At 67.1% G+C, this 18,789-nt stretch carries 13 protein-coding genes and 1 tRNA gene; 9 read left to right on the forward strand and 5 right to left on the reverse strand.

The annotated features are described in order from the left end of the window. Position 1 precedes the first annotated feature (1 nt). Positions 2-1,201, forward strand: a complete 1,200-nt coding sequence (locus C8J43_RS05525; protein ID WP_243645437.1) for a histidine-type phosphatase — start codon at positions 2-4, stop codon at positions 1,199-1,201. Here the strand turns inward: C8J43_RS05525 and C8J43_RS05530 are convergent. Next, a complete protein-coding gene (locus tag C8J43_RS05530) occupies positions 1,198-2,175 on the reverse strand; it encodes an MBL fold metallo-hydrolase (protein WP_133030102.1) in 978 nt (325 codons plus the stop codon). The two genes, C8J43_RS05525 and C8J43_RS05530, sit on opposite strands and share 4 nt — an antisense overlap. 248 nt (positions 2,176-2,423) lie before the next feature. Here C8J43_RS05530 and C8J43_RS05535 point away from each other — a divergent pair, with 248 nt between their 5' ends. From C8J43_RS05535 to C8J43_RS05550, 4 genes are all read left to right on the forward strand, one after another. Further along, a complete protein-coding gene (locus C8J43_RS05535) occupies positions 2,424-5,324 on the forward strand; it encodes a TonB-dependent receptor (protein ID WP_243645438.1) in 2,901 nt (966 codons plus the stop codon). A gap of 189 nt (positions 5,325-5,513) precedes the next feature. Then, positions 5,514-6,191 (forward strand): type 1 glutamine amidotransferase domain-containing protein, encoded by a 678-nt coding sequence (locus tag C8J43_RS05540; RefSeq protein WP_133030770.1) that lies wholly within the window; start codon positions 5,514-5,516, stop codon positions 6,189-6,191. Positions 6,192-6,629: 438 nt separating this feature from the next. After that, positions 6,630-8,312 carry a chloride channel protein gene (locus tag C8J43_RS05545; protein WP_243645439.1) on the forward strand — a complete coding sequence of 561 codons (1,683 nt, stop codon included), beginning with the start codon at positions 6,630-6,632 and terminating at the stop codon, positions 8,310-8,312. Positions 8,313-8,416: 104 nt separating this feature from the next. Beyond that, the gene (locus C8J43_RS05550; protein WP_133030104.1) at positions 8,417-9,154 is read left to right on the forward strand and encodes a class I SAM-dependent methyltransferase; all 738 of its coding nucleotides are present in this window, start codon (positions 8,417-8,419) and stop codon (positions 9,152-9,154) included. Positions 9,155-9,214: 60 nt separating this feature from the next. On the opposite strand, the gene C8J43_RS05555 is transcribed toward C8J43_RS05550, so the two are convergent. Further along, positions 9,215-9,289, reverse strand: a tRNA-Thr gene (locus C8J43_RS05555). A gap of 89 nt (positions 9,290-9,378) precedes the next feature. Here C8J43_RS05555 and C8J43_RS21815 point away from each other — a divergent pair. Beyond that, positions 9,379-9,516, forward strand: coding sequence for a hypothetical protein (locus tag C8J43_RS21815; protein WP_165899554.1), 138 nt, complete (start codon positions 9,379-9,381; stop codon positions 9,514-9,516). Here C8J43_RS21815 and C8J43_RS05560 read toward each other — a convergent pair. Next, complete coding sequence (locus C8J43_RS05560; RefSeq protein ID WP_133030105.1) at positions 9,509-11,308, reverse strand: aminopeptidase P family protein; 1,800 nt, start codon at positions 11,306-11,308, stop codon at positions 9,509-9,511. The genes C8J43_RS21815 and C8J43_RS05560 overlap by 8 nt on opposite strands. A gap of 226 nt (positions 11,309-11,534) precedes the next feature. Here C8J43_RS05560 and C8J43_RS05565 point away from each other — a divergent pair, with 226 nt between their 5' ends. Then, positions 11,535-11,921: a hypothetical protein gene (locus C8J43_RS05565; protein WP_133030106.1), complete on the forward strand. Its 387-nt coding sequence runs from the start codon at positions 11,535-11,537 to the stop codon at positions 11,919-11,921. A gap of 38 nt (positions 11,922-11,959) precedes the next feature. Here the strand turns inward: C8J43_RS05565 and C8J43_RS05570 are convergent, their stop codons facing one another. Beyond that, complete coding sequence (locus C8J43_RS05570; protein ID WP_243645440.1) at positions 11,960-13,291, reverse strand: methyl-accepting chemotaxis protein; 1,332 nt, start codon at positions 13,289-13,291, stop codon at positions 11,960-11,962. Positions 13,292-13,478: 187 nt separating this feature from the next. On the opposite strand from C8J43_RS05570, the gene C8J43_RS05575 reads away from it, so the two are divergent. Continuing rightward, on the forward strand, positions 13,479-15,533 hold the full coding sequence (locus C8J43_RS05575; protein WP_133030107.1) for a S9 family peptidase: 2,055 nt from the start codon (positions 13,479-13,481) through the stop codon (positions 15,531-15,533). Beyond that, positions 15,530-15,922: an acyl-CoA thioesterase gene (locus C8J43_RS05580; protein ID WP_165899555.1), complete on the forward strand. Its 393-nt coding sequence runs from the start codon at positions 15,530-15,532 to the stop codon at positions 15,920-15,922. Before C8J43_RS05575 ends, C8J43_RS05580 begins: the two co-directional genes overlap by 4 nt. A gap of 151 nt (positions 15,923-16,073) precedes the next feature. On the opposite strand, the gene ppc is transcribed toward C8J43_RS05580, so the two are convergent. Continuing rightward, entirely contained in the window at positions 16,074-18,749 is a 2,676-nt protein-coding gene (gene ppc / locus C8J43_RS05585; protein ID WP_133030109.1) for a phosphoenolpyruvate carboxylase, read from the reverse strand. Between the last annotated feature and the right edge of the window lie 40 nt (positions 18,750-18,789).

Consider the following 18,789-nt stretch of genomic DNA (forward strand, 5'->3'; position numbering starts at 1 on the left):
CATGAAGCTTTCGGTATTGTTCGCCGTAGTGCTCGGCACCGGCTTCGCGCTCACGGGCAGCACGGCGCAATCGCCGGCGCGCCCGGCCTTCGTCACCGAACGCGCGGTGCTGGTCATGCGGCACGGCATCCGCGCGCCGCTGTCGGGTGAAGTGCCGGACGGGACGCGCACCGCGACGCCTTGGCCGAAATGGAGCGTCGCCGAAAGCCGGGTCACCCCGCACGGCGCGCGCGCGCTCGAGATCGTCGCGGGTGAGGACCGCAAATGGCTCGCTGCGAAGGGCCTGCTCGATCCGCAGGGCTGCCCCGCGGCCGGGGCGGTGCGGATCGCGAGCAACAGTTCGGAGCGGACGATCGACAGCGGCGAGGATTACGCGCGCGGCTTTGCGCCAAATTGCGCGATCGCGGTCGAGCATCGCCCGGTCGGGACGGTCGATCCGATGTTCGAGCCTCTGCGCGCGCACGCGACCACGTTCGATGCGAAGGCGGCGATCGCCGATATCGACCGCTCCACCGGTGGCATGACCGCGTTGGTCCAGCGGCACGCACGCGAGATCGCCGAGCTCGACCGCGTGCTCGGTTGCGGCAGCGGCTGCGTACCGGGCGGGCCGCCGCGCGTGTCGGCCGAGGACGACGGGCACGGCATCGCATTGGAGGGGCCGGTCCGTGGCACGTCCGGCGTCGCGCAGGTCCTGCTGCTGCAATATGTCGAGGGTTTGCCCGCGCGCGATGTCGGCTGGGGGCGGGTCGATGCCGCCGGGCTGAAGCGACTGGGCGCGCTGCACGCCGCGTTGTTCGCGGTGTTCACGCGGCCGCCGTACATGGCGGCGCATCAGGCGGCGCTGCTCGGCCGCCGCGTGGTGCAGTCGCTCGAGGCTGGGCCGAAGCTCGACGTGCTGATGGGGCATGACACCAACGTCACCGCGTTGGCGGCGGCGCTCGACGTCGATCTCGTCACGTCGGGCTATGCGACCAACGACGTGCCGCCAGGTGGTGCGCTGCTGATCGAGCGCGTCCGCGAGACACGGAGCGGGCGGGCGTTCGTCCGCGTGTCCTATCGCACACAGTCGCCCGAGGCGCTGCGATCGGGCGGCCATGCGATGACCGTAGCGCCGCTTCGGGTCCCCGGATGCGGCGGCGAGCTTTGCCCGGTCGCCGTGTTCGAACGCGTGTTGTCGGCGCGCCTGGCTGCGGTCCGCTAGTAGTCGTACACGCCCCCCGGGACCGCGGCGACGAACCGGTCCGGGGGAATATCGGATGCCGCCAGCGCCGCCGCGAGCCCGAGCGGTGGCGCATCGCGCGCCTCGTCGGTGAGCTGGAACGTCCCCCAGTGAATCCCCAATGCACGACGCGCGTCGACATCGCGGAAGATGTCGACCGCTTCGGCCGGATCGACATGCTGTGCCGCCATGAACCAGCGCGGCTCGTACGCGCCGATCGGGATCAGCGCGACGTCGGGCGATCCGAGCCGCGCGCGCACCTCGCGGAAGATCGCGCCATCGCCGTAGCCCGTATCGCCGACAAACCAGATCGTGCCCGCGGGGGTGTCGAGATGATGACCCGCCCATAGCGCCATCCGCACGTCGTTCGGCCAGCGGTTCGCCCAATGGCTCGCAGGCGTCAGCGTCGTCGCGATGTCGCTGCCGAGCGACAGCGTGTCCCACCAGTCGCCGACGATACACCTGGCGCCGGGAATCGCGGCGCGGACGATCGTGTCGTTGCCGAGCGGCATCGCCATCAGCGGCGCATGGACCGCCTGGATACGCCGCAGCGTCGCCACATCGAGATGGTCGTAATGGCAGTGGCTGAGCAGCACGACGTCGATCGGCGGCAGGTCGTCGAACGCGATCCCCGGCGCGGCGACTCGCTTGGGTCCGGCGAACGAGACCGGGCTGACCCGCTCCGACCAGACCGGATCGATCAGGATGTTGCGGCCGGCAACCTGCATTAGCAGCGAGGCGTGCCCGACCATCGTTATCCGCAGGCCATCGACCCGCGGCGATGGCTTGGCCGGGGTGACGGGTACCGAACTCGGCCACCGCGCCGCACCTCGCGCCAGCTTCCACCGGAGCACGTCGCCTAGACCGCGATCGGTCGGCGATTGACCGGGATTGAAGAACCGCACGCCATCGAAATGGTCGCTCGGTGGGCCCTGATAATAGCGATTGCGCGGCATGATCGCGTGGTAGCGGCAAAGCGGCGCGAACGCGATGCGGTACCCGCACGCCGGACCTGTTTCGCGCCTCCGCCGCAGCACGGAAACAGGGTTCGGACCGCGTTACCCGTGTGCAACGTAATCGAGGTTATTCGCAGCAAACGTGCTTCGAATTGTAATATTGTCTTGCTTGATTGCGTGGATGCGGCATTCTTGGATCATAATGATACACCTGGGGAGGTGGCGTAAGGTTTCACACGGGGGGATTTATGCGAACATCGAAGAGCTTTTTGCGTCTCGGCACCGGCGGATTTGCGCTGGCGGCGATGCTGGCCGGGGCCTCGGCTCATGCGCAGGCCGTGACATCGGTTCCAGCCGATCAAGCGGCAACAGGAACCGCCGAGGCGCCCGGCGAGGACATCGTCGTCACCGGATCGCGCATCCGCCGCAGCCCGCTCGATCAGCCTTCACCGGTCGTGACGGTGGATGCGGAATCGATCCAGCGGACCGGGCTGTCGTCGGTCGCCGACGTGCTCCAGCGCCTGCCGAGCGCGGCCGGTGGTCTCAATTCGAAGGTCAACAATTCGGGTAACATCGGCAATCCGCCCGACGGCGGCGGCGTCGGTGCAGGCTCGGCCGAGATCGACCTGCGCTATCTGACCGCCAAGCGGACGCTGGTACTGGTCGACGGCCTGCGGTTCGTCAACGGCGCATCGGCGAGCGGCATCCCCTCGACCGTCGATCTCAACACGATCCAGGTCGGGTCGATCGAACGCATCGAAGTGCTGCAATCGGGGCAGTCGCCGCTGTACGGCTCGGACGCGCTCGCGGGCGTCGTCAACATCATCACCAAGTCGCAGCAGAAGGGGCTGAAGGCGTCGGCGCAGTTCGGCACGTTCCGCCAGGGCGACGGCCATACGCAGGACTATAACGTCAGCTACGGCATCCAGGCGCCGCGCACGAGCGTGGTGTTCGGCGGCAGTTACGTGAAGCAGGAAGCGGTCAGCACGCGCGATCGCAAGATCTCGCAGTTCCCCAACCCCGGCCAGCGCGCCTGCGAGGAGCCGATCGGCGGCTGTTCGGGCGCGACCCCCAATGGTTTCTTCCAGGTTGGCGGCCGGAACCTGACACTGAAGTCGGCCCCTATCCTCGGGCGGCCACGCTATGACGCCGCCAACCCGACCGGCCCGAACAGCGATTTCAAGGAGTTCACCGCCGCCGACCGCTTCAACTTCTCGCCCTACAACTATTTCCTGACCCCGTCCGAGCGCTACGGCTTCTTCGTCAGTGCCAAGCAGGAGCTCACCGATACCGTGAACCTGCGCGTGAAGATGAACTACACGCGCCGCAATTCGCAGAACCAGGCGGCGTTCCTGCCACTCGTGATCGGGCCGGATGCGGGCAACGGCAATCTGCTCGACACGATCTCGGTGGACGCCACCAATCCGTACAACCCGTTCGGCTACACGCTGTCGGCGGGGGGCGCAGGCAACGGTCCGGCAAACTATTCGACGGTCCGTCGTCGTCTGGTGGAAGCTGGCCAGCGTACCTATTCGCAGACCGTCGATACGATGTCGGCGACCGCCACCTTGGATGGCTCTTTCCATCTCGGCGAGCGCAAATTCTATTGGGACGTCAACGCGGTCTTCGGCTTCAACGACGCCAAGCAGCTGTTCACCGGCAACATCAACGCCGCCAATCTCGCGCAGGCGCTCGGTCCGGTCGCGAATTGCACCGGGGCATGCGTACCGTTCAACATCTTCGGTGGAGCGGGTTCGGTCACACCCGCCATGCTCGGCTATATCGCGTTCGACGAGCGTGCGCGCAGTGCCCAAAGCCTTGAGGACTATACCGCCAACATCTCGGGCGAACTGTTCGACCTGCCCGCCGGCGCCGTCGGCCTCGCCGCGGGCTATGAGCACCGCGTCCAGTATGGCAGCTTCACGCCGGATCCCCTGATCACCGCCGGGCTTGGCGCCGACATCCCTGCGCAACCGGCGCGCGGGCATTTCGATTCGGACGAGGTCTATGCCGAGTTGCGCGTGCCCTTGATCCACAACACGCCGCTCATCCAGTCGCTCGAGATCGGCGGTGCGGTGCGGCATTCGAACTATTCGATCAGCGGCAGCAATACGACCTACACCGGCAGCGGCCTGTGGAAGCCGTTCAGCGACCTGCTGTTGCGCGCGTCCTATGCGCAAGGCTTCCGCGCGCCGAGCATCGGCGAATTGTTCGGCGCCGAATCGCGGTCGGACGCGTCGATCGACGATCCCTGCACCAACGTCGCGGGATCGCCCTATCAGTCGTCGGCGACCGTACGCACCAACTGCATCGCCAACGGCGTCCCTGCGAGTGGCAGCTATCAGGAGCCCAATGGCGGTCAGCTCAGCATCCTGACCGGCGGCAACAAGGCGTTGAAACCCGAGACGTCGCGGACCTGGCTGTTCGGTGCGGTCTATGCGCCGAGCTGGGCACGGACCAGCGGGATCGCCAGCCAGCTGAGCATCGAGGGCAATTACTACGACATCAAGGTCGACGACGCGATCGCCGCGACCGATGCGACGCTGACGCTCAGCCGTTGCGCGCAGGCCGCGGATGCACTCAGCTGCGCGGCGATCTCCCGGACGCCGAACGGCCTGATCTCGCGGATCAACGCGCAGTTGCAGAACATCGGCGGCATCCGCACCCGCGGCGTCGACGTGACCGCGGTCTATCGCTCGCCGCAGACCTCGGCCGGGACGTTCGGGCTTTCGCTCAACGGCAACATCCTGTTGAAATACGCCGAGAGTTTCCCCGCGACGGTCGGTTTCACCACCACCAACTATCAGGGTACGACGCGTGGGTCGCCCGAGCAGTCCTATCCGAAGTTCAAGGGCAATGCGGTCGTCGACTGGGACCTCGGCCTGGCGCGCGCCTCGTTCACCGGCCGCTACATCAAGAGCGTGAAGGAAGCGGACGGCAAGACGCTCGACAACACCTTCTATGGCGACGTGCAGGTTACGCTGACGCCCGACTGGCTCGAACGCCGCCTGGGGCTGACGATCGGCGTGAACAACGTCTTCAACCAGGATCCCCCCGCCTGCTTCAGCTGCACCGGGCCGAACTATGATCCGACCACCTACGACGTGCCGGGGCAGTTCGGCTATGTCCGACTGTCCTGGGGGCTCTGACCGAAGCCGTTAATAATGCAGGCGAGGGGGGCGGGCGTGAAGCGATCCACGCCCGCCCTTTACCGTTCGGTCTGTCGTCTTCGCCACACGAAGCATGCCGCGCGCTGCCGGGTGCCTCACACCGCGCATGGTAATCCGCGCCGTCGCCCCCATCTGGCGCACTCGATAGAATGAGCGATGGAGAACGACATGAACATCCTGATGGTGCTGACCTCGCACGACCGCCTCGGCGATACCGGCGAGAAGACCGGCTTCTGGCTCGAGGAGTTCGCCGCGCCCTATTACGTGCTGAAGGAAGCGGGCGCATCGATCACGCTGGCGTCGCCGAAGGGCGGCCAGCCGCCGCTCGATCCCAAGAGCAACGACGAGAGCGCGAAGACCGCCGAGACGCGCCGGTTCGAAGCGGACGACGAGGCCAAGGCGCTGCTCGCGGCGACTCACCGCCTCGACACGGTGTCGATCGCCGATTTCGATGCGGTCTTCTATCCCGGAGGCCACGGCCCGTTGTGGGATCTGGCGGAGGACGCGACGTCGCGTGCGCTGATCGAGGGGGCGATCGCGGCCAACAAGCCGGTCGCTGCGGTTTGCCATGCGCCGGGTGTCTTCCGTCACGTCAAGAACGCGGACGGCAGCCCGCTGGTGGCGGGTAAGAAGGTCACCGGGTTCACCAACACCGAAGAGGCCGCGGTCGGGCTGACCGACGTCGTTCCGTTCCTGGTCGAGGATATGCTGAAGGATCAGGGCGGCATCTATTCGAAGACCGGCGACTGGGGCGTCCACGTCCTGCGCGACGGCTTGCTGATCACCGGGCAGAACCCGGCTTCGTCTGCGGCTGCGGCGCAGGAGCTGGTGAAGGCGCTGTCGTAAGTATCGAGCGGTCTTCGCGCCGCTCGTGATAATCTGAGTACTGCCCCCTGTAACGATCGCTGTTCTCCGCTCAGGCGGGGACATTCTCGGAGGCCTGCCATCATCGCGTCTCCCCTCCCTGAAAGGGAGGGGCTGGGGGTGGGTAGGCCTGCTCGTGCCGCCAGCATTCGGTGATACGGAACCCGACCCACCCCCGACCCCTCCCTTTCAGGGAGGGGGGAAGTGTGGAGGTAGGCGCGTTTAACGTCGACTAGTTCTAGCCTTTAGAGGCCCCTGCCTGCGCGGGAGCAACGGTTGTGGGCAACGCCCGATCGCAGGAATCCGGTATTCGCCTCCCCTGCAACCGATTAAGGCCCTCACGGTACCGCCGTTCGAGGATCGACCCTGCACGCTTCCGTCCTTCTGAAATGGGTTCGCCGGCGGGTCCGCGCGAGCGAGGTGGCGTTCGTCGTGCTCGCGGCGGTGGTCGGCGCCGGTGCCGGGCTGTTCAGCGTCCTCCAGGGGGCGGTCGCGCGGACGATGCAGCGGGTGCTGTTCGACCTGCCGCTCGGCGCGCGCCTCAGCGCGGTACCGGCGTTGCCGCTGACGGTGCTTCTAGTTCTACCGATCGGCGGCGCGGTCCTCGCCGCATTCTCCTGGGCGACACGCGCGCGAACGCGGCGGATGGTCGACGCGGTCGAGGCGAATGCGCTCCACGGCGGCCGGATGTCGGTGCGCGACAGCCTGATCATCTCCGGACAGACGATCCTGTCGAACGGCTTCGGCGCCTCGGTCGGTCTCGAGGCCGCGTATGCGCAGCTTGGCGGCGCGGTGGCGTCGGTGGTTGGCAACGCCTTCACGCTGCGGCGCGCCGATCTGCGCAACCTGGTCGGGGCGGGCACCGGCGCGGCGATCGCGGCGGCGTTCGGTGCACCGCTCGCCGGCGCGTTCTATGCGTTCGAGATCGTCATAGGCGCGTATACGCCGACTGCGCTGGCACCGGTCATCGCCGCTGCACTGGCCGGCACGCTGGTCGCGCAACAGCTCGGCATCCATCCCTATGTGATCGATGCGGCCTCCACGATGGCGACCGAGTCGCATCATTATTTGATGTATGCGGCGCTCGGCGCGATCTGTGCCGGGATCGGCATCGCGCTGATGCGCGCGGTCGGCTTCGTTGAGGCGGGAACGCGGCGGCTGCGCCTGCCCGACTGGGCGCGACCCGCGATCGGCGGGATGCTGCTGATCCCGATCGCGCTGATGTCGCCGCAGGTGTTGTCGGCCGGGCACGGCGCGCTCCACGCCGATCTCGCGGTCGGCGCGCCGCTGCTGTTCATCCTGACGATCTTCCTTGCCAAATGCGCCGCGTCGGTCGTCTCGCTGGGCTTCGGTTTTCGCGGCGGGCTGTTCTTCGCGTCGCTGTTTCTCGGCACGCTGGTCGGGCATCTCTTCGCCGGCAGCATGGCCGCGGTCATGGGGCATGACGTGATCGATCCGCGCAACGCCGCGCTCGTCGGGATGGCGGCGCTCGCGGTCGCGGTGGTCGGCGGGCCGATGACGATGGTGATGCTCGTGCTGGAGGCGACGCACGACTTCGCGGCGACCGGCGCGGTGCTGGCGGCGGTGCTGGTGTCGTCGACGATCGTGCGCGAGGCGTTCGGCTACAGCTTCTCGACGTGGCGGCTTCATCTGCGCGGCGAGACGATCAAGAGTGCGCGCGACGTCGGCTGGGTCAAGACGCTAACCGCGGGGCGGATGATGCGCCGCGAGACCAAGGTGATGCGCGCCGATCTGACGATGGCGGAGTTCCGCCGGCAGGTGCCGCTCGGCGCGACCAGCCGCGCGGTGCTGGTCGACGATGCCGCGCGCTATGCCGGGATCATCCAGACCCCCACTGCCTACGCCGAGGGCCATGATCCGCAGGCGCCGGTCGGCGCGCTGGCGATCAACACAGAGGCCGCGCTTGCGCCGGCGATGGACATCACCGAGGTCATGGCGCGGTTCGACGCGTCGGGCGCGGACGAACTGGCGGTGCTCGACGACGACCGGCACGTGCTCGGTCTGCTGTCCGAATCGTTCGTCCGCCGACGCTATGCCGAGGAACTGGAAAAGGCCCAGCGCGCGCTGTTCGGCGAGCGATGACCGGGCAATCGTCCTGATCGGCGAGAACCATCTGGACTAGCGGCGGCTGCGGTACGATCGTGGGTAATGGCTCGGCGATGGCGTCGGCCGCTGGGAGACGGACAATGAAGGTCATGTTGATGGGCGCGGTCGTGGCGATCGCCGCCGCTGCCGTACCGGTGGCTGCGCAAAAGGCGAATGCGGTCATAACCAAGGCGCTGGCGGATCCCGCACGCGCCGACCAGCAGGGCGACGACGCGCGCCGCAAGGCCGCCGAGGTGCTGGCGTTCTCGGGGGTGAAACCGGGCGACGTGGTGGTCGATTATCTGCCGGGCGCAGGCTATTGGACGCGGATCTTCACCGGCATCGTCGGGCCCAAGGGCCATGTCTATGCGGTCTGGCCGGCGGCAGGCGCTAAATATGCCGAGAAGTCGCTGCCGGCGTTGCAGGCACGCGCGCTCGGCAACGTCACCGCCGAGGTCCAGGCGACCAACCTGCCGACCTCGCCCAAGCCCGTCGACCTGTTCTGGACGGTGCAGAATTACCACGACATCCCGAACGACGGCGCGGGCGAGCCGGCATTGCGCGCGTTCGATACCGCGGTGTTCCGGATGCTGAAGCGCGGCGGCACCTATGTGGTGATCGACCATGCCGACGCACCGGGCACCGGCATGACCGGCACCGAGACGCGGCACCGGATCGATCCGGCGGCGGTCAAGACGCAGGTCGAGGCGTCGGGATTCAGATTCGTCGGCCAGTCGCCGGTGCTGCGCAACCCGGCCGACGATCACAGCAAGGCGGTGTTCGATCCTGCCATTCGCGGCAAGACGGACCAGTTCGTCTACAAGTTCAGGAAGCCGTAAGCGGCGGGGTGGTCCGCGCTGGTCGACGTCGTTGCGATACGTCGACCAGCCGGGGAATACTGGTGCTGCCGGTGAGGATTGAACTCACGACCTCAGCCTTACCAAGGATGCGCTCTACCACTGAGCTACGGCAGCACTCGCTGGCATCGCTGCCGGCGGAGTGGGGCTAAGAGACGAGGGCGGCGCGATTGTCAAGGCATCGCGACCCGATATAGGGCGTATTTATGGACGATCGGGATCGAAAGGCGGCGGAGAAGGCCGAACGCATGGCCGCCGCGCTGCGCGAGAATCTGCGGCGGCGGAAGGCGCAGGCGCGGGCCGTCGGGGCTGCGCCTGCGACCAAGGACGAGCCGTCTAGCTGAGCGGCGCGCATTTGGCGGTCAGCCAGGCGCGATCCTCCGCATCGGTCATTTCCGGGGTCAGGACCCCCAGCACCTGTGCGTGATAATCGTCGACCCATTGGCGTTCTGCCGCGGTCAGCAGCGTCGGCTCGATCAGCGTGCGTTCGATCGGGCAGAAGGTGAGCGTCTCAAAGCCGAGCATCGCGCGGTCGGCGCCGGGGATCGCGCGCGGTTCGATCAGGATCAGGTTCTCGATGCGGATGCCGTATTCGCCGGCCTTGTAGTAGCCGGGCTCGTTGGAGAGCATCATGCCGGCGCGCAGGGGTTCCATCGCGGCGCCGCCGGGGTAGTTGGGCGCGGCGATCCGCTGCGGGCCTTCGTGGACCGCGAGATACGAACCGACGCCGTGGCCGGTGCCGTGGCCGAAATCGAGGCCGGCTTCCCAGAGCGGACGGCGGGCAAAGGCGTCGATCTGGCCGCCCATCGTGCCGTCGGGAAAGACTGCGGTAGCGATGCCGATATGGCCCTTGAGGACGCGCGTGAAGCGGTCGCGCATCTCGTCGGTCGGTTCGCCGATCGGCATGACGCGCGTGACGTCGGTGGTGCCGTCCGCATACTGGCCGCCGGAGTCGATCAGGTAGAGCTGGCCGGGTTCGATCGGTGCGCTCGATTCCTCGGTGACGTGGTAATGCGGGATCGCGCCGTGGGGGCCGGTAGCGGAGATCGTGTCGAACGACGTGTCCTTCAGGACGCCGGTCTGTTCGCGGAACACGAGCAGCTTGGCGGCGGCGGTGAGTTCGGTTTGCCCCCCCCTCACGCATTCGGTTTCGACCCAGCGGAGGAAGCGCGCGAGCGCGGCGCCGTCGCGGGCGGAGGCAGCGCGGTGGCCGGCGATCTCGACGGGATTCTTGATCGCCTTGGCGAGGACGACGGGATCGCGCAGCGGCAGGATCTTCGCGCCACCCGCCTGCAGTGCCTGTGTGATCGCGGCGACGGCGCGTTCGGGGTCGGCGGCGACGCGCTTGCCGGCATAGGTGCCGAGGGCCGCTGAGAACGCGCTGCGATCATGGAGGCGGACCGCGTTGCCGAGATGCTGGCGGACCGCGTCGTCGAGCTTGTCGGGGGCGACGAAGAGGTCGGTGGTGCCGTCCGCGCCGACGATCGCATAGGACAGCGCGACGGGGGTATGATCGACGTCGTTGCCGCGCACGTTGAGTGCCCAGGCGATCGAATCGAGTGCGGTTAGGACGACCGCGTCGGCCTTGTGCTCGGACAGCCAGTCGGCGATCTTTGCACGCTTCGCTGCGGAGGATGCGCCGGTGAACTGGTCGGGCTGGACGGTGAGCTTGGCGGGCGAGGGGGCGGGGCGGTCGGTCCAGATCGCGTCGACCGGGTTGGCGTCGACCGCGACCAGCGTCGCGCCGCGATCGGCGAGCGCGGCGGTCGCGTCGGCGACCCAACCGCCGGTGTGCAGCCACGGGTCGTAGCCGATCCGACCGCCCTCGGGTGCATGCTGGCCGAGCCACGCGGCGGGGCTGGTCTGCGGCACGTCGGCATACGCCCACAGCGCGCCGTCCACCTGGTCGCGGACCTGGATCGTGTAGCGGCCATCGGTGAAGATCGCGGCGCGATCGGCAAGCACGACCGCCGTCCCGGCCGAGCCGCCGAACCCGGTCAGCCAGCCGAGACGCTGCGCGTAACCGCCGACATATTCGCTCATATGCTCGTCGGTCAGCGGGATCACGAAGCCGTCGAGGCGGTCGGTTGCGAGCTGTACGCGCAGGGCGGCGAGGCGGTCGGTCGGGGTCGGCATGGGGCGGACTCTCTGGTCTGGAAATGGCGCGTGGGCGGCAAAGCAGCGCGATAGCAGCTCGGTCGGTTCCGGGCGACAGTTTCGGGAAACGAGAGGCCGATCCGGATTATCGAGCGTGGGCGGGTATCGTACTCTTCGATCAGGATGCCCGCCTCACGGGAGCCGTTCAGCTTGGCGGGCGTACACGGCGTGCCGCATCGATCCGCGATGCCGCAAGGAGTGTCCGATGAAAGCCGTGTTTGCCGTAGCCCTCGCCGTCGCCGCCCCCATTTTCGCTACTGGCGGTGCCGACGCGCAGTCGTTGAAGCAGACCTATCCGAGCTGCGATATCCCCGCTCAGCACGCGCTGAAGGCCGAGACCGGCGGCAGCATCAAGGATGCCCGACAAGCGCACATATCGATGCGCGCGAACATCCTCGAAGCGGACCTCGGCACCGCCCGCAAGGCACGCCGGCTGACGCAGCGACAGACCGACACGCTGTTCAAGCGGGTCGAGGCGGTGCGCCATGCGACCGACCGTTTCGTGAAGAAACAGGGCTTCCTCAGCGCCGCCGAGCGCGCCAGCTACGATCGCGAGCTGGACGCCGTGGCGATGCGGATCTGTCGCTCATGAGCCGTTGATCGGAGATCGCCCTGCGAACGGTCGACCGGTCAGGCATAGGCGGCCTGCGACGCATAGTCCGGTTTGCGTGCGGTCGACCGTGAACCGTCACCGCGCGCTATCTTGAAGCTCGCGGCCTGGGTGGACAGCGAGCGCACTTCGTTCGCGAGATTGCGCGCGGCGGCTGAGGTTTCCTCGACCATCGCTGCGTTCTGCTGCGTCGACTGGTCCATCGTGCCGATCGCCGTGGAGATTTCGGTGATCGCCGCCGACTGTGCCTGATTGTCCGCGGCCATCGTCGCGAGCAGTTCGTGCACCTCGGCGACGTCGTCGACGATGGTGCTCAGCGCGCCATCGACGCGCGTCACCGCCTCGACCGCGGTCACGACCTCGGTCTGTGTGACGGTCAGCTGATCGCGTGCGCGCTTGGCTTCTTCCTCGGCACGCATCGCCAGCGCCGAGACGAGGTCGGCGACCACCGCGAAGCCACGCCCTGCGTCACCCGCACGTCCAGCCTCGACCGCGGCGTTCATCGCCAGCACGCGCGTCTGGAACGCGATCTTGTCGAGCCCTTCGATCACGCTGTCGATGCCCTTGGCGCTCTCCGACACCCGCCCCATAGCCTGCACGGCTTCTTCCGCCACCGTTCGCCCGCTGCCGACCGTCGCGATGGTCTGGTTCGCGCGCTGGACGGTGCGGGTCGCGGCTGCCGCCGATGCGCGGAGCCGCGCGTCCATCTGCGTCACCGAGGCGGTGGTTTCCTCCAGCGACGCCGCATTGCTCTCGGTACGCCGGGCAAGATCTTCCGAGGCCTGGGCGATCTCGCCCGAGCCGGTCTGGATGCTCGCCGCGCTGTCCGATACCGAACCGATCAGGTTGCGCATCGAGTCGATCGCGGCGTTGAAGTCGGTCTTCAACGGCAGATATTCCGGCATCAGGTCGGCAGTGATGCTGGCGGTCAGATCGCCACGGCCGAATTTTTCGAGGTGGTCGCGGAAGACCGCGATCATCTCGTCCTGCGCGGCGGATTGCTTGAGCCTTGCCGCCGCCGTCTCTCGAAACGAGAACATCGCCTTGGTCATCCGACCGACGCAATCCCGATACGCGGTGTGAGCGATCGGCGCGTCAAGGTCGCCCTTGGCGAGCGCTTCCATGCGGACGACGGTGGAAACGTACGGATCGCACACGGCCGTTCGGATCCGGGCGCCCGCGCAGCCCGCAGCGATCGTGATCGCGGCTCCCAGGGCCAGACCGACGATCGGGTAGCCCGCAACCGCCGCCACGAAGGTCGTCATCACGCCAAGCGCGACCAAGAGGGTCATACCGGTGAACGCGATCATCATCTTCTGACGGATCGGCGCAACCTCCTGAAACCACAGCAATCTATTTCTCCGCTTTGTAAACAACACACATTCTAGGCGAACCTGCGGTGAGTTTAGGTCCACAACGGCAATAAATTCTTCATACTCTGCTTAACGGTCTGTTAGGGGGTTTTGAGTGGCGGACGGGTCCGTATCCCGCACGGGGACGGGCGTTGGCTTCCGTCGGCTGCCCGGCTAACACACCGGCATGACCACGCCCCCCATCGCCGAACAGCGCCCGCACAGCTTCACCACGCATGGCGTGACGATCGAGGATCCCTATGCGTGGCTGAAGGACCCGAACTATCCGGAGGTCGATGACGCCAACGTGCTCGCGTATCTTGCCGCTGAGAACGCATATTTCGAAGAGCAGATGGCGCCGCACGAAGCGCTCACCGACACGATCTACGAAGAGATGAAGGCGCGCATCAAGGAGGACGAATCCTCGGTGCCGCAGAAGGATGGCGATTGGCTCTACTGGACCGCGTACGAGACCGGCGGGCAGTACAAGAAATGGTGGCGCAAGCCCGTCGCGGGTGGTGACGACGAGCTGTTGCTCGACGAGCCGGCGCTGGCGGAGGGGCACGAGTATTTCCGGCTCGGGGCGTTCTCGATCAGCAATGACGGGCGGTATCTCGCCTATGCGATCGACGACAATGGGAGCGAGCGGTTCGAGGTTCGGGTCAAGGACCTGGATACCGGCGAGCATCTGCCCGACGTGATCCCGGGGATGCTCAGCGAGATCGTCTGGACCGCGGACGATGCGGGCTTCCTGTACGGGCTGGCGAACGAGCAGTGGCGCACGGACAATGCGCGGTTCCACCGGCTGGGGACGCCGATCTCCGAGGACGTCGTGCTGTTCCACGAGGAAGACGAGGGCTTTCGCGTCGGCGTCGGCGAGACGAGTTCGCGCAAGTGGATCGTGATCGCGACCAGCGATCATGTGACGAGCGAGCTGTATCTGTTGCCTGCGCACGAGCCTCTGGCGGTGCCGATCCTCGTTTCGGCGCGGAAGGTGGGCCGCGAATATGATGTGGACGAGCATGACGGGACGCTGTTCATCCATACCAACGACGTGGATCCGAACTTCCGGCTTTGCACCGCGCTGGTCGAGGAGCCGGATGCGTGGAGCGAGCTGATCCCGGCCTCGCCGCATTTCTATATGACGGGCGTGGAGTGCTATCAGGACTTCTTCGTCGTCGACGGGCGCGAGGACGGGCTCGATCAGATCGCGATCCACCGGTACGAGACGCCGACCGAGGGCAAGCGGATCGACTTTCCCGAGGCGAGCTATGTCGCGGGACTGGGGGACAATCCCGAATACGACATGACGGTGCTGCGGCTTGGGTATGAGTCGATGGTCACGCCTGGGACGGTGTACGACTATGACGTCGATACCGGCGAGCGGACGATGCTCAAGGTGCAGGAAATCCCGAGCGGCTACGACGCGGCGAAATACGCGACCGAGCGGCTGAAGATTACCGCGCGGGACGGGACGGATATCCCCGTTTCGATCGTGTATCCGGCGGGGTTCGTGCGCGACGGGTCGGCGCCCTTGTTCCTCTATGCGTATGGCGCGTACGGCTATGCGATCCCGCCGGGCTTCTCGACCGGGCGGATGAGCCTGCTCGATCGCGGGTTTGCCTATGCGATCGCGCATATCCGTGGCGGCGATGATCTGGGCCAGCAATGGTATCTGGATGGCAAGCTCGAGAAGCGCGCGAACACGTTCAACGATTTCGTCGATGTCGCGAAGGCGCTGGTCGACGCGAAGTGGACGTCGGCGGGGAAGATCGCGATCGCCGGGCGGTCGGCTGGCGGCGAGCTGATGGGGGCGGTGGTCAACTCCGATCCCGAGCTGTGGGGCGCGGTGATCGCGGATGTGCCGTTCGTCGACGTGCTCAACACGATGCTCGACGAGAGCCTGCCGCTGACGCCGGGCGAGTGGCCGGAGTGGGGGAACCCGATCGAGGACGAGGCTGCGTTCGAGCTGATCCGGTCGTATTCGCCGTACGACAACGTCAAGGCGCAGGCTTATCCACCGATGTTCATCAGCGGCGGGTTGAACGATCCGCGCGTGACCTATTGGGAGCCGGCGAAGTGGGCGGCCAAGCTGCGGTTGATGAAGACCGACGATAACGTGCTGTTGCTCAAGACCAACATGGGCGCGGGGCATGGCGGCAAGTCGGGGCGGTTCGAGTCGTTGCGCGAGGGCGCGGAGGAACACGCGTTCGTGCTGTGGCAGCTGGGCGTCGTGGGGTGAGCCGGTTCACGCTCTCGATCACGGCGCAGGACGCGGATATCGACGAGCTTGGGCATGTGAACAATGCGGTCTGGGTGCAGTGGATCCAGGCGATCGCGACCGCGCATTGGGAGGCTGTGGCGCCGGCCGAGCACAAGCTGGCGTATGTGTGGGTCGTGACGCGGCATGAGATCGATTACCGCGGGAGTGTCGTCGCGGGGGAGACGGTCGTTGGCGAGACTTGGGTCGAGGGGGCGCCTAAGGGGGCTCGGTTTGATCGGCATGTTCGGTTTTTGGGCGGTGACGGGCGGGTGAAGCTGGAGGCGGTTACGACCTGGGCTTTGCTGGATCGGGCGACCGGGCGGCTGATGCGGGTGCGCGAGGATGTCGCTGCGCCGTTTTATTCCTAGTCCCTCTACCCTCCGGGGAGAGGGAGGGAGCGACGTAGTCGCGGAAGGGTGAGGGGTGTTGGGATGCACCGTCCCGAGCCTCATGCCCCTCTCCCTTCCCACCGCAAGCGCTGCGGGCCCCTTCCCTCTCCCCGGAGGGGCGAGGGAGTTTTTAGCCGCTGTTTCTTAGGGCGGTGGCGATGGCGTTGATGGATAGGAGGATGCCTTCGCCGATGCGGGGGTCGTCTTCGCCTGCTCGGCGGCGTTTGATCAGCTCGATTTGAAGGAGGTTGAGGGGCTCGATATAGGGGAGGCGGAGGCGGATCGAGGCGTCTAGGGCGGGGTGCTTTTCTAGCAGGCGGGACTGGCCCGTTACCGCGAGCAGGCCGTCGTGGGTCTGGTGCCAGCCGTCGCGGATCGTGGTGAAGATCTCGCGGAGTTTGTCGTCCTCGACGAGCCCGGCATAGCGTTCGGCGATGCCGATGTCGGACTTGGCGAGCACCATCTCGAGGTTCGCCAGCGCCGAGGCGAACAGCGGCCAGCCTTGCGCCATGTCCTTCAGCAGCGCCTTGTCCTCGAAATCGGCGATCGCGCGGCCGACCCCGTACCAGCCGGGGAGCATGACGCGCGCCTGCGCCCAGCTGAACACCCAGGGGATCGCGCGGAGGTCTTCGATGCGGTCGGACTTGGTGCGGCTGGCGGGGCGGCTGCCGATCTTGAGGCCGGCGATCTCGGCGATCGGCGTCATCTGGCGGAAGAAGGTGCGGAAGCCCTCCGTGCCATAGACCAGGTCGCGGTAGCTGTGGAACGCGGTGTCGCTGAGCGTGTCCATTGCGGCGGAAAAGCTGGCGTTGTCGGCGTTGGAGAGGCGTTCGGGTTCGAGGCTTGCGAGCAACGTGGCCGACGCGATCGCCTCCAGGTTGGTCATCGCGGCATCGCGCGTGCCGTATTTGGCGGCGATGACTTCGCCCTGTTCGGTGATGCGGATGCGGCCCTGGACGGTGCCCGAAGGCTGCGCGCGGATCGCGCGGAAGGCCGAGCCGCCGCCGCGCCCGACAGCGCCGCCGCGGCCGTGGAACAGCTGCATGCCGACGCCCGCCGCGGCGAAGACGGGTTTGAGCGCGGTCGAGGCTTTCGAGAGTTGCCAGGTGGAGGTGAGGTAGCCGCCGTCCTTGTTGCTGTCGGAATAGCCGATCATCACTTCCTGATGGCCGCGCGCCTTGGAGATCGTCGCGATCTCGGGGAGCGCGAACCAGGCGGTCATGACGGCGGGGGCGGCTTCGAGATCGCCGATCGTCTCGAACAGGGGCACGGCCATGATCGCCGCGGTCGGGGTTTCGCCGGGGCGGTAGAGGCCGACTTCCTTCAGGAGCAGGTTCACTTCGAGCAGGTCGCTGACCGACTGCGCCATCGAGACGATATAGTTGGTTATGCACGCGGGGCCGTAGGCGGCGTGCGCGTCGGCGGCGGCCTGGACGATCGCGAGTTCGCCGGCGGTTTCCTCCGAATATTCGGCGAAGCGCGAGGTGAGCGGGCGGGCGTTGGCGAGTTCGCGGCGGAGCAGCGCGACGCGCGCGTCTTCGTCTAGCGCGAGGTAATCGTCTTCTACGCCGGCGACCTTGAGCAGTTCGGCGACGACGCGTTCGTGGACGGCGCTGTTCTGGCGAAGGTCCAGGGTGGCGAGGTGGAAGCCGAACGTTTCGACCGCGCGGATCAGCCGGCCGAGCGCGCCGCCGGTCTTGAGTGCGATGCCGAGGCCGTGCGCGAGCGTGACGAGGTCCGCGCGGAAGTCGGCGGGGTTGGCATAGGGCTCACCGACGAGGCGACCGGGGCGGGGGGCGTGCTTCCCCGTGAGCGCGTCGTGCGTCGCGGACAGGCGGGCGTAGATGCCGGAAAGCGCGCGGCGATAGGGCTCGTCGCTGCGGCTGGCGGCATCGTCGCCGCTGGCGTCGGCGAGCGCCTGCACCGCAGCATCGGCAGGGGCGTGCTCGGTCGAGATCGAGAGTTCGGCGCCAAGTGCGTGCACTGCGTCGCAGTAATAGCCGAGCACGGCTTCGCTCGCCTTCGACAGCGCGGTCTTGAGCGAGTCGGCGGTGACATAGGGGTTGCCGTCGCGGTCGCCGCCGATCCAGCTGCCGGGGCGCAGGAAACTGGGGGTGCGTTCGCCGAGCGCGCGGTCCCAGCGCTGGTAGAGCGCGGGGAGCGCGGGGAGGAACACGTCGCGGAGGTAGCTGAGCGCGGTGTCGACCTCGTCGGTGACGTAGAGGCGGTCGCGGCGCAGGACACGGGTTTGCCAGAGCAGCGCGATCTGGCGGAGGATCGCGTCGTCGACGCTGTCGCCATCGGGCGTGGTGTCGCGGCCGAGATCGCGCAACGCCATCAGCTCGGCGATGCGGTTGCGGTGGTCGATCATGCTCTTGCGCCGCACTTCGGTCGGGTGCGCGGTGAGCACGGGGGCGATCAGCGCGTGGTCGAGCAGCGTGCGGATCTGGGAACGGTCGATGCCTTCGGATTCGAGCTGGGCGATCGCGGAGGCGAGGTCGGCACCGTCTTCCGCGGCGATGCCCTGGCGGTCCTCGGCGAGGTTGGCGAGCATCGAGAACAGCATGAAGCCGCGGACGAAATCGAGCGTCTCGTCGAGGCTGAGCTTTTCGAGGCTGAGGTCGACCGCGCGGTCATCGCCGGGCTTGCCTTCGGAGGCGTCGCGGTGTCGCTCGACGGAGGCTTTTCGGATCGTCTCGGTGGCCTCGAACAGGCGCTCGCCGCCATAGGCGCGAATGACGTCGCCAAGCAGTTTGCCGAGGAAGCGGATGTCGGAATTGTTCGCGATTGCGGGAAGGCTTGCCATGATTCCCTGCTGCGCTGCGGCAGGGATCAGGTCAACCGGG

Origin of the sequence: Sphingomonas sp. PP-CE-1G-424 (assembly GCF_004341085.1) — a bacterium.
Classification (GTDB): domain Bacteria; phylum Pseudomonadota; class Alphaproteobacteria; order Sphingomonadales; family Sphingomonadaceae; genus Sphingomonas.

What these genes read in the sequence shown, in the direction of transcription:
- C8J43_RS05560 (WP_133030105.1), bottom strand. Translation starts at nt 11,308, where the DNA reads ATGCCGACCCCGACCGACCGCCTCGCCGCCCTGCGCGTACAGCTCGCA.
- C8J43_RS21815 (WP_165899554.1), top strand. Translation starts at nt 9,379, where the DNA reads ATGGACGATCGGGATCGAAAGGCGGCGGAGAAGGCCGAACGCATGGCC.
- C8J43_RS05575 (WP_133030107.1), top strand. Translation starts at nt 13,479, where the DNA reads ATGACCACGCCCCCCATCGCCGAACAGCGCCCGCACAGCTTCACCACG.
- ppc (WP_133030109.1), bottom strand. Translation starts at nt 18,749, where the DNA reads ATGGCAAGCCTTCCCGCAATCGCGAACAATTCCGACATCCGCTTCCTC.
- C8J43_RS05540 (WP_133030770.1), top strand. Translation starts at nt 5,514, where the DNA reads ATGAACATCCTGATGGTGCTGACCTCGCACGACCGCCTCGGCGATACC.
- C8J43_RS05535 (WP_243645438.1), top strand. Translation starts at nt 2,424, where the DNA reads ATGCGAACATCGAAGAGCTTTTTGCGTCTCGGCACCGGCGGATTTGCG.
- C8J43_RS05525 (WP_243645437.1), top strand. Translation starts at nt 2, where the DNA reads ATGAAGCTTTCGGTATTGTTCGCCGTAGTGCTCGGCACCGGCTTCGCG.
- C8J43_RS05550 (WP_133030104.1), top strand. Translation starts at nt 8,417, where the DNA reads ATGAAGGTCATGTTGATGGGCGCGGTCGTGGCGATCGCCGCCGCTGCC.
- C8J43_RS05530 (WP_133030102.1), bottom strand. Translation starts at nt 2,175, where the DNA reads ATGCCGCGCAATCGCTATTATCAGGGCCCACCGAGCGACCATTTCGAT.
- C8J43_RS05565 (WP_133030106.1), top strand. Translation starts at nt 11,535, where the DNA reads ATGAAAGCCGTGTTTGCCGTAGCCCTCGCCGTCGCCGCCCCCATTTTC.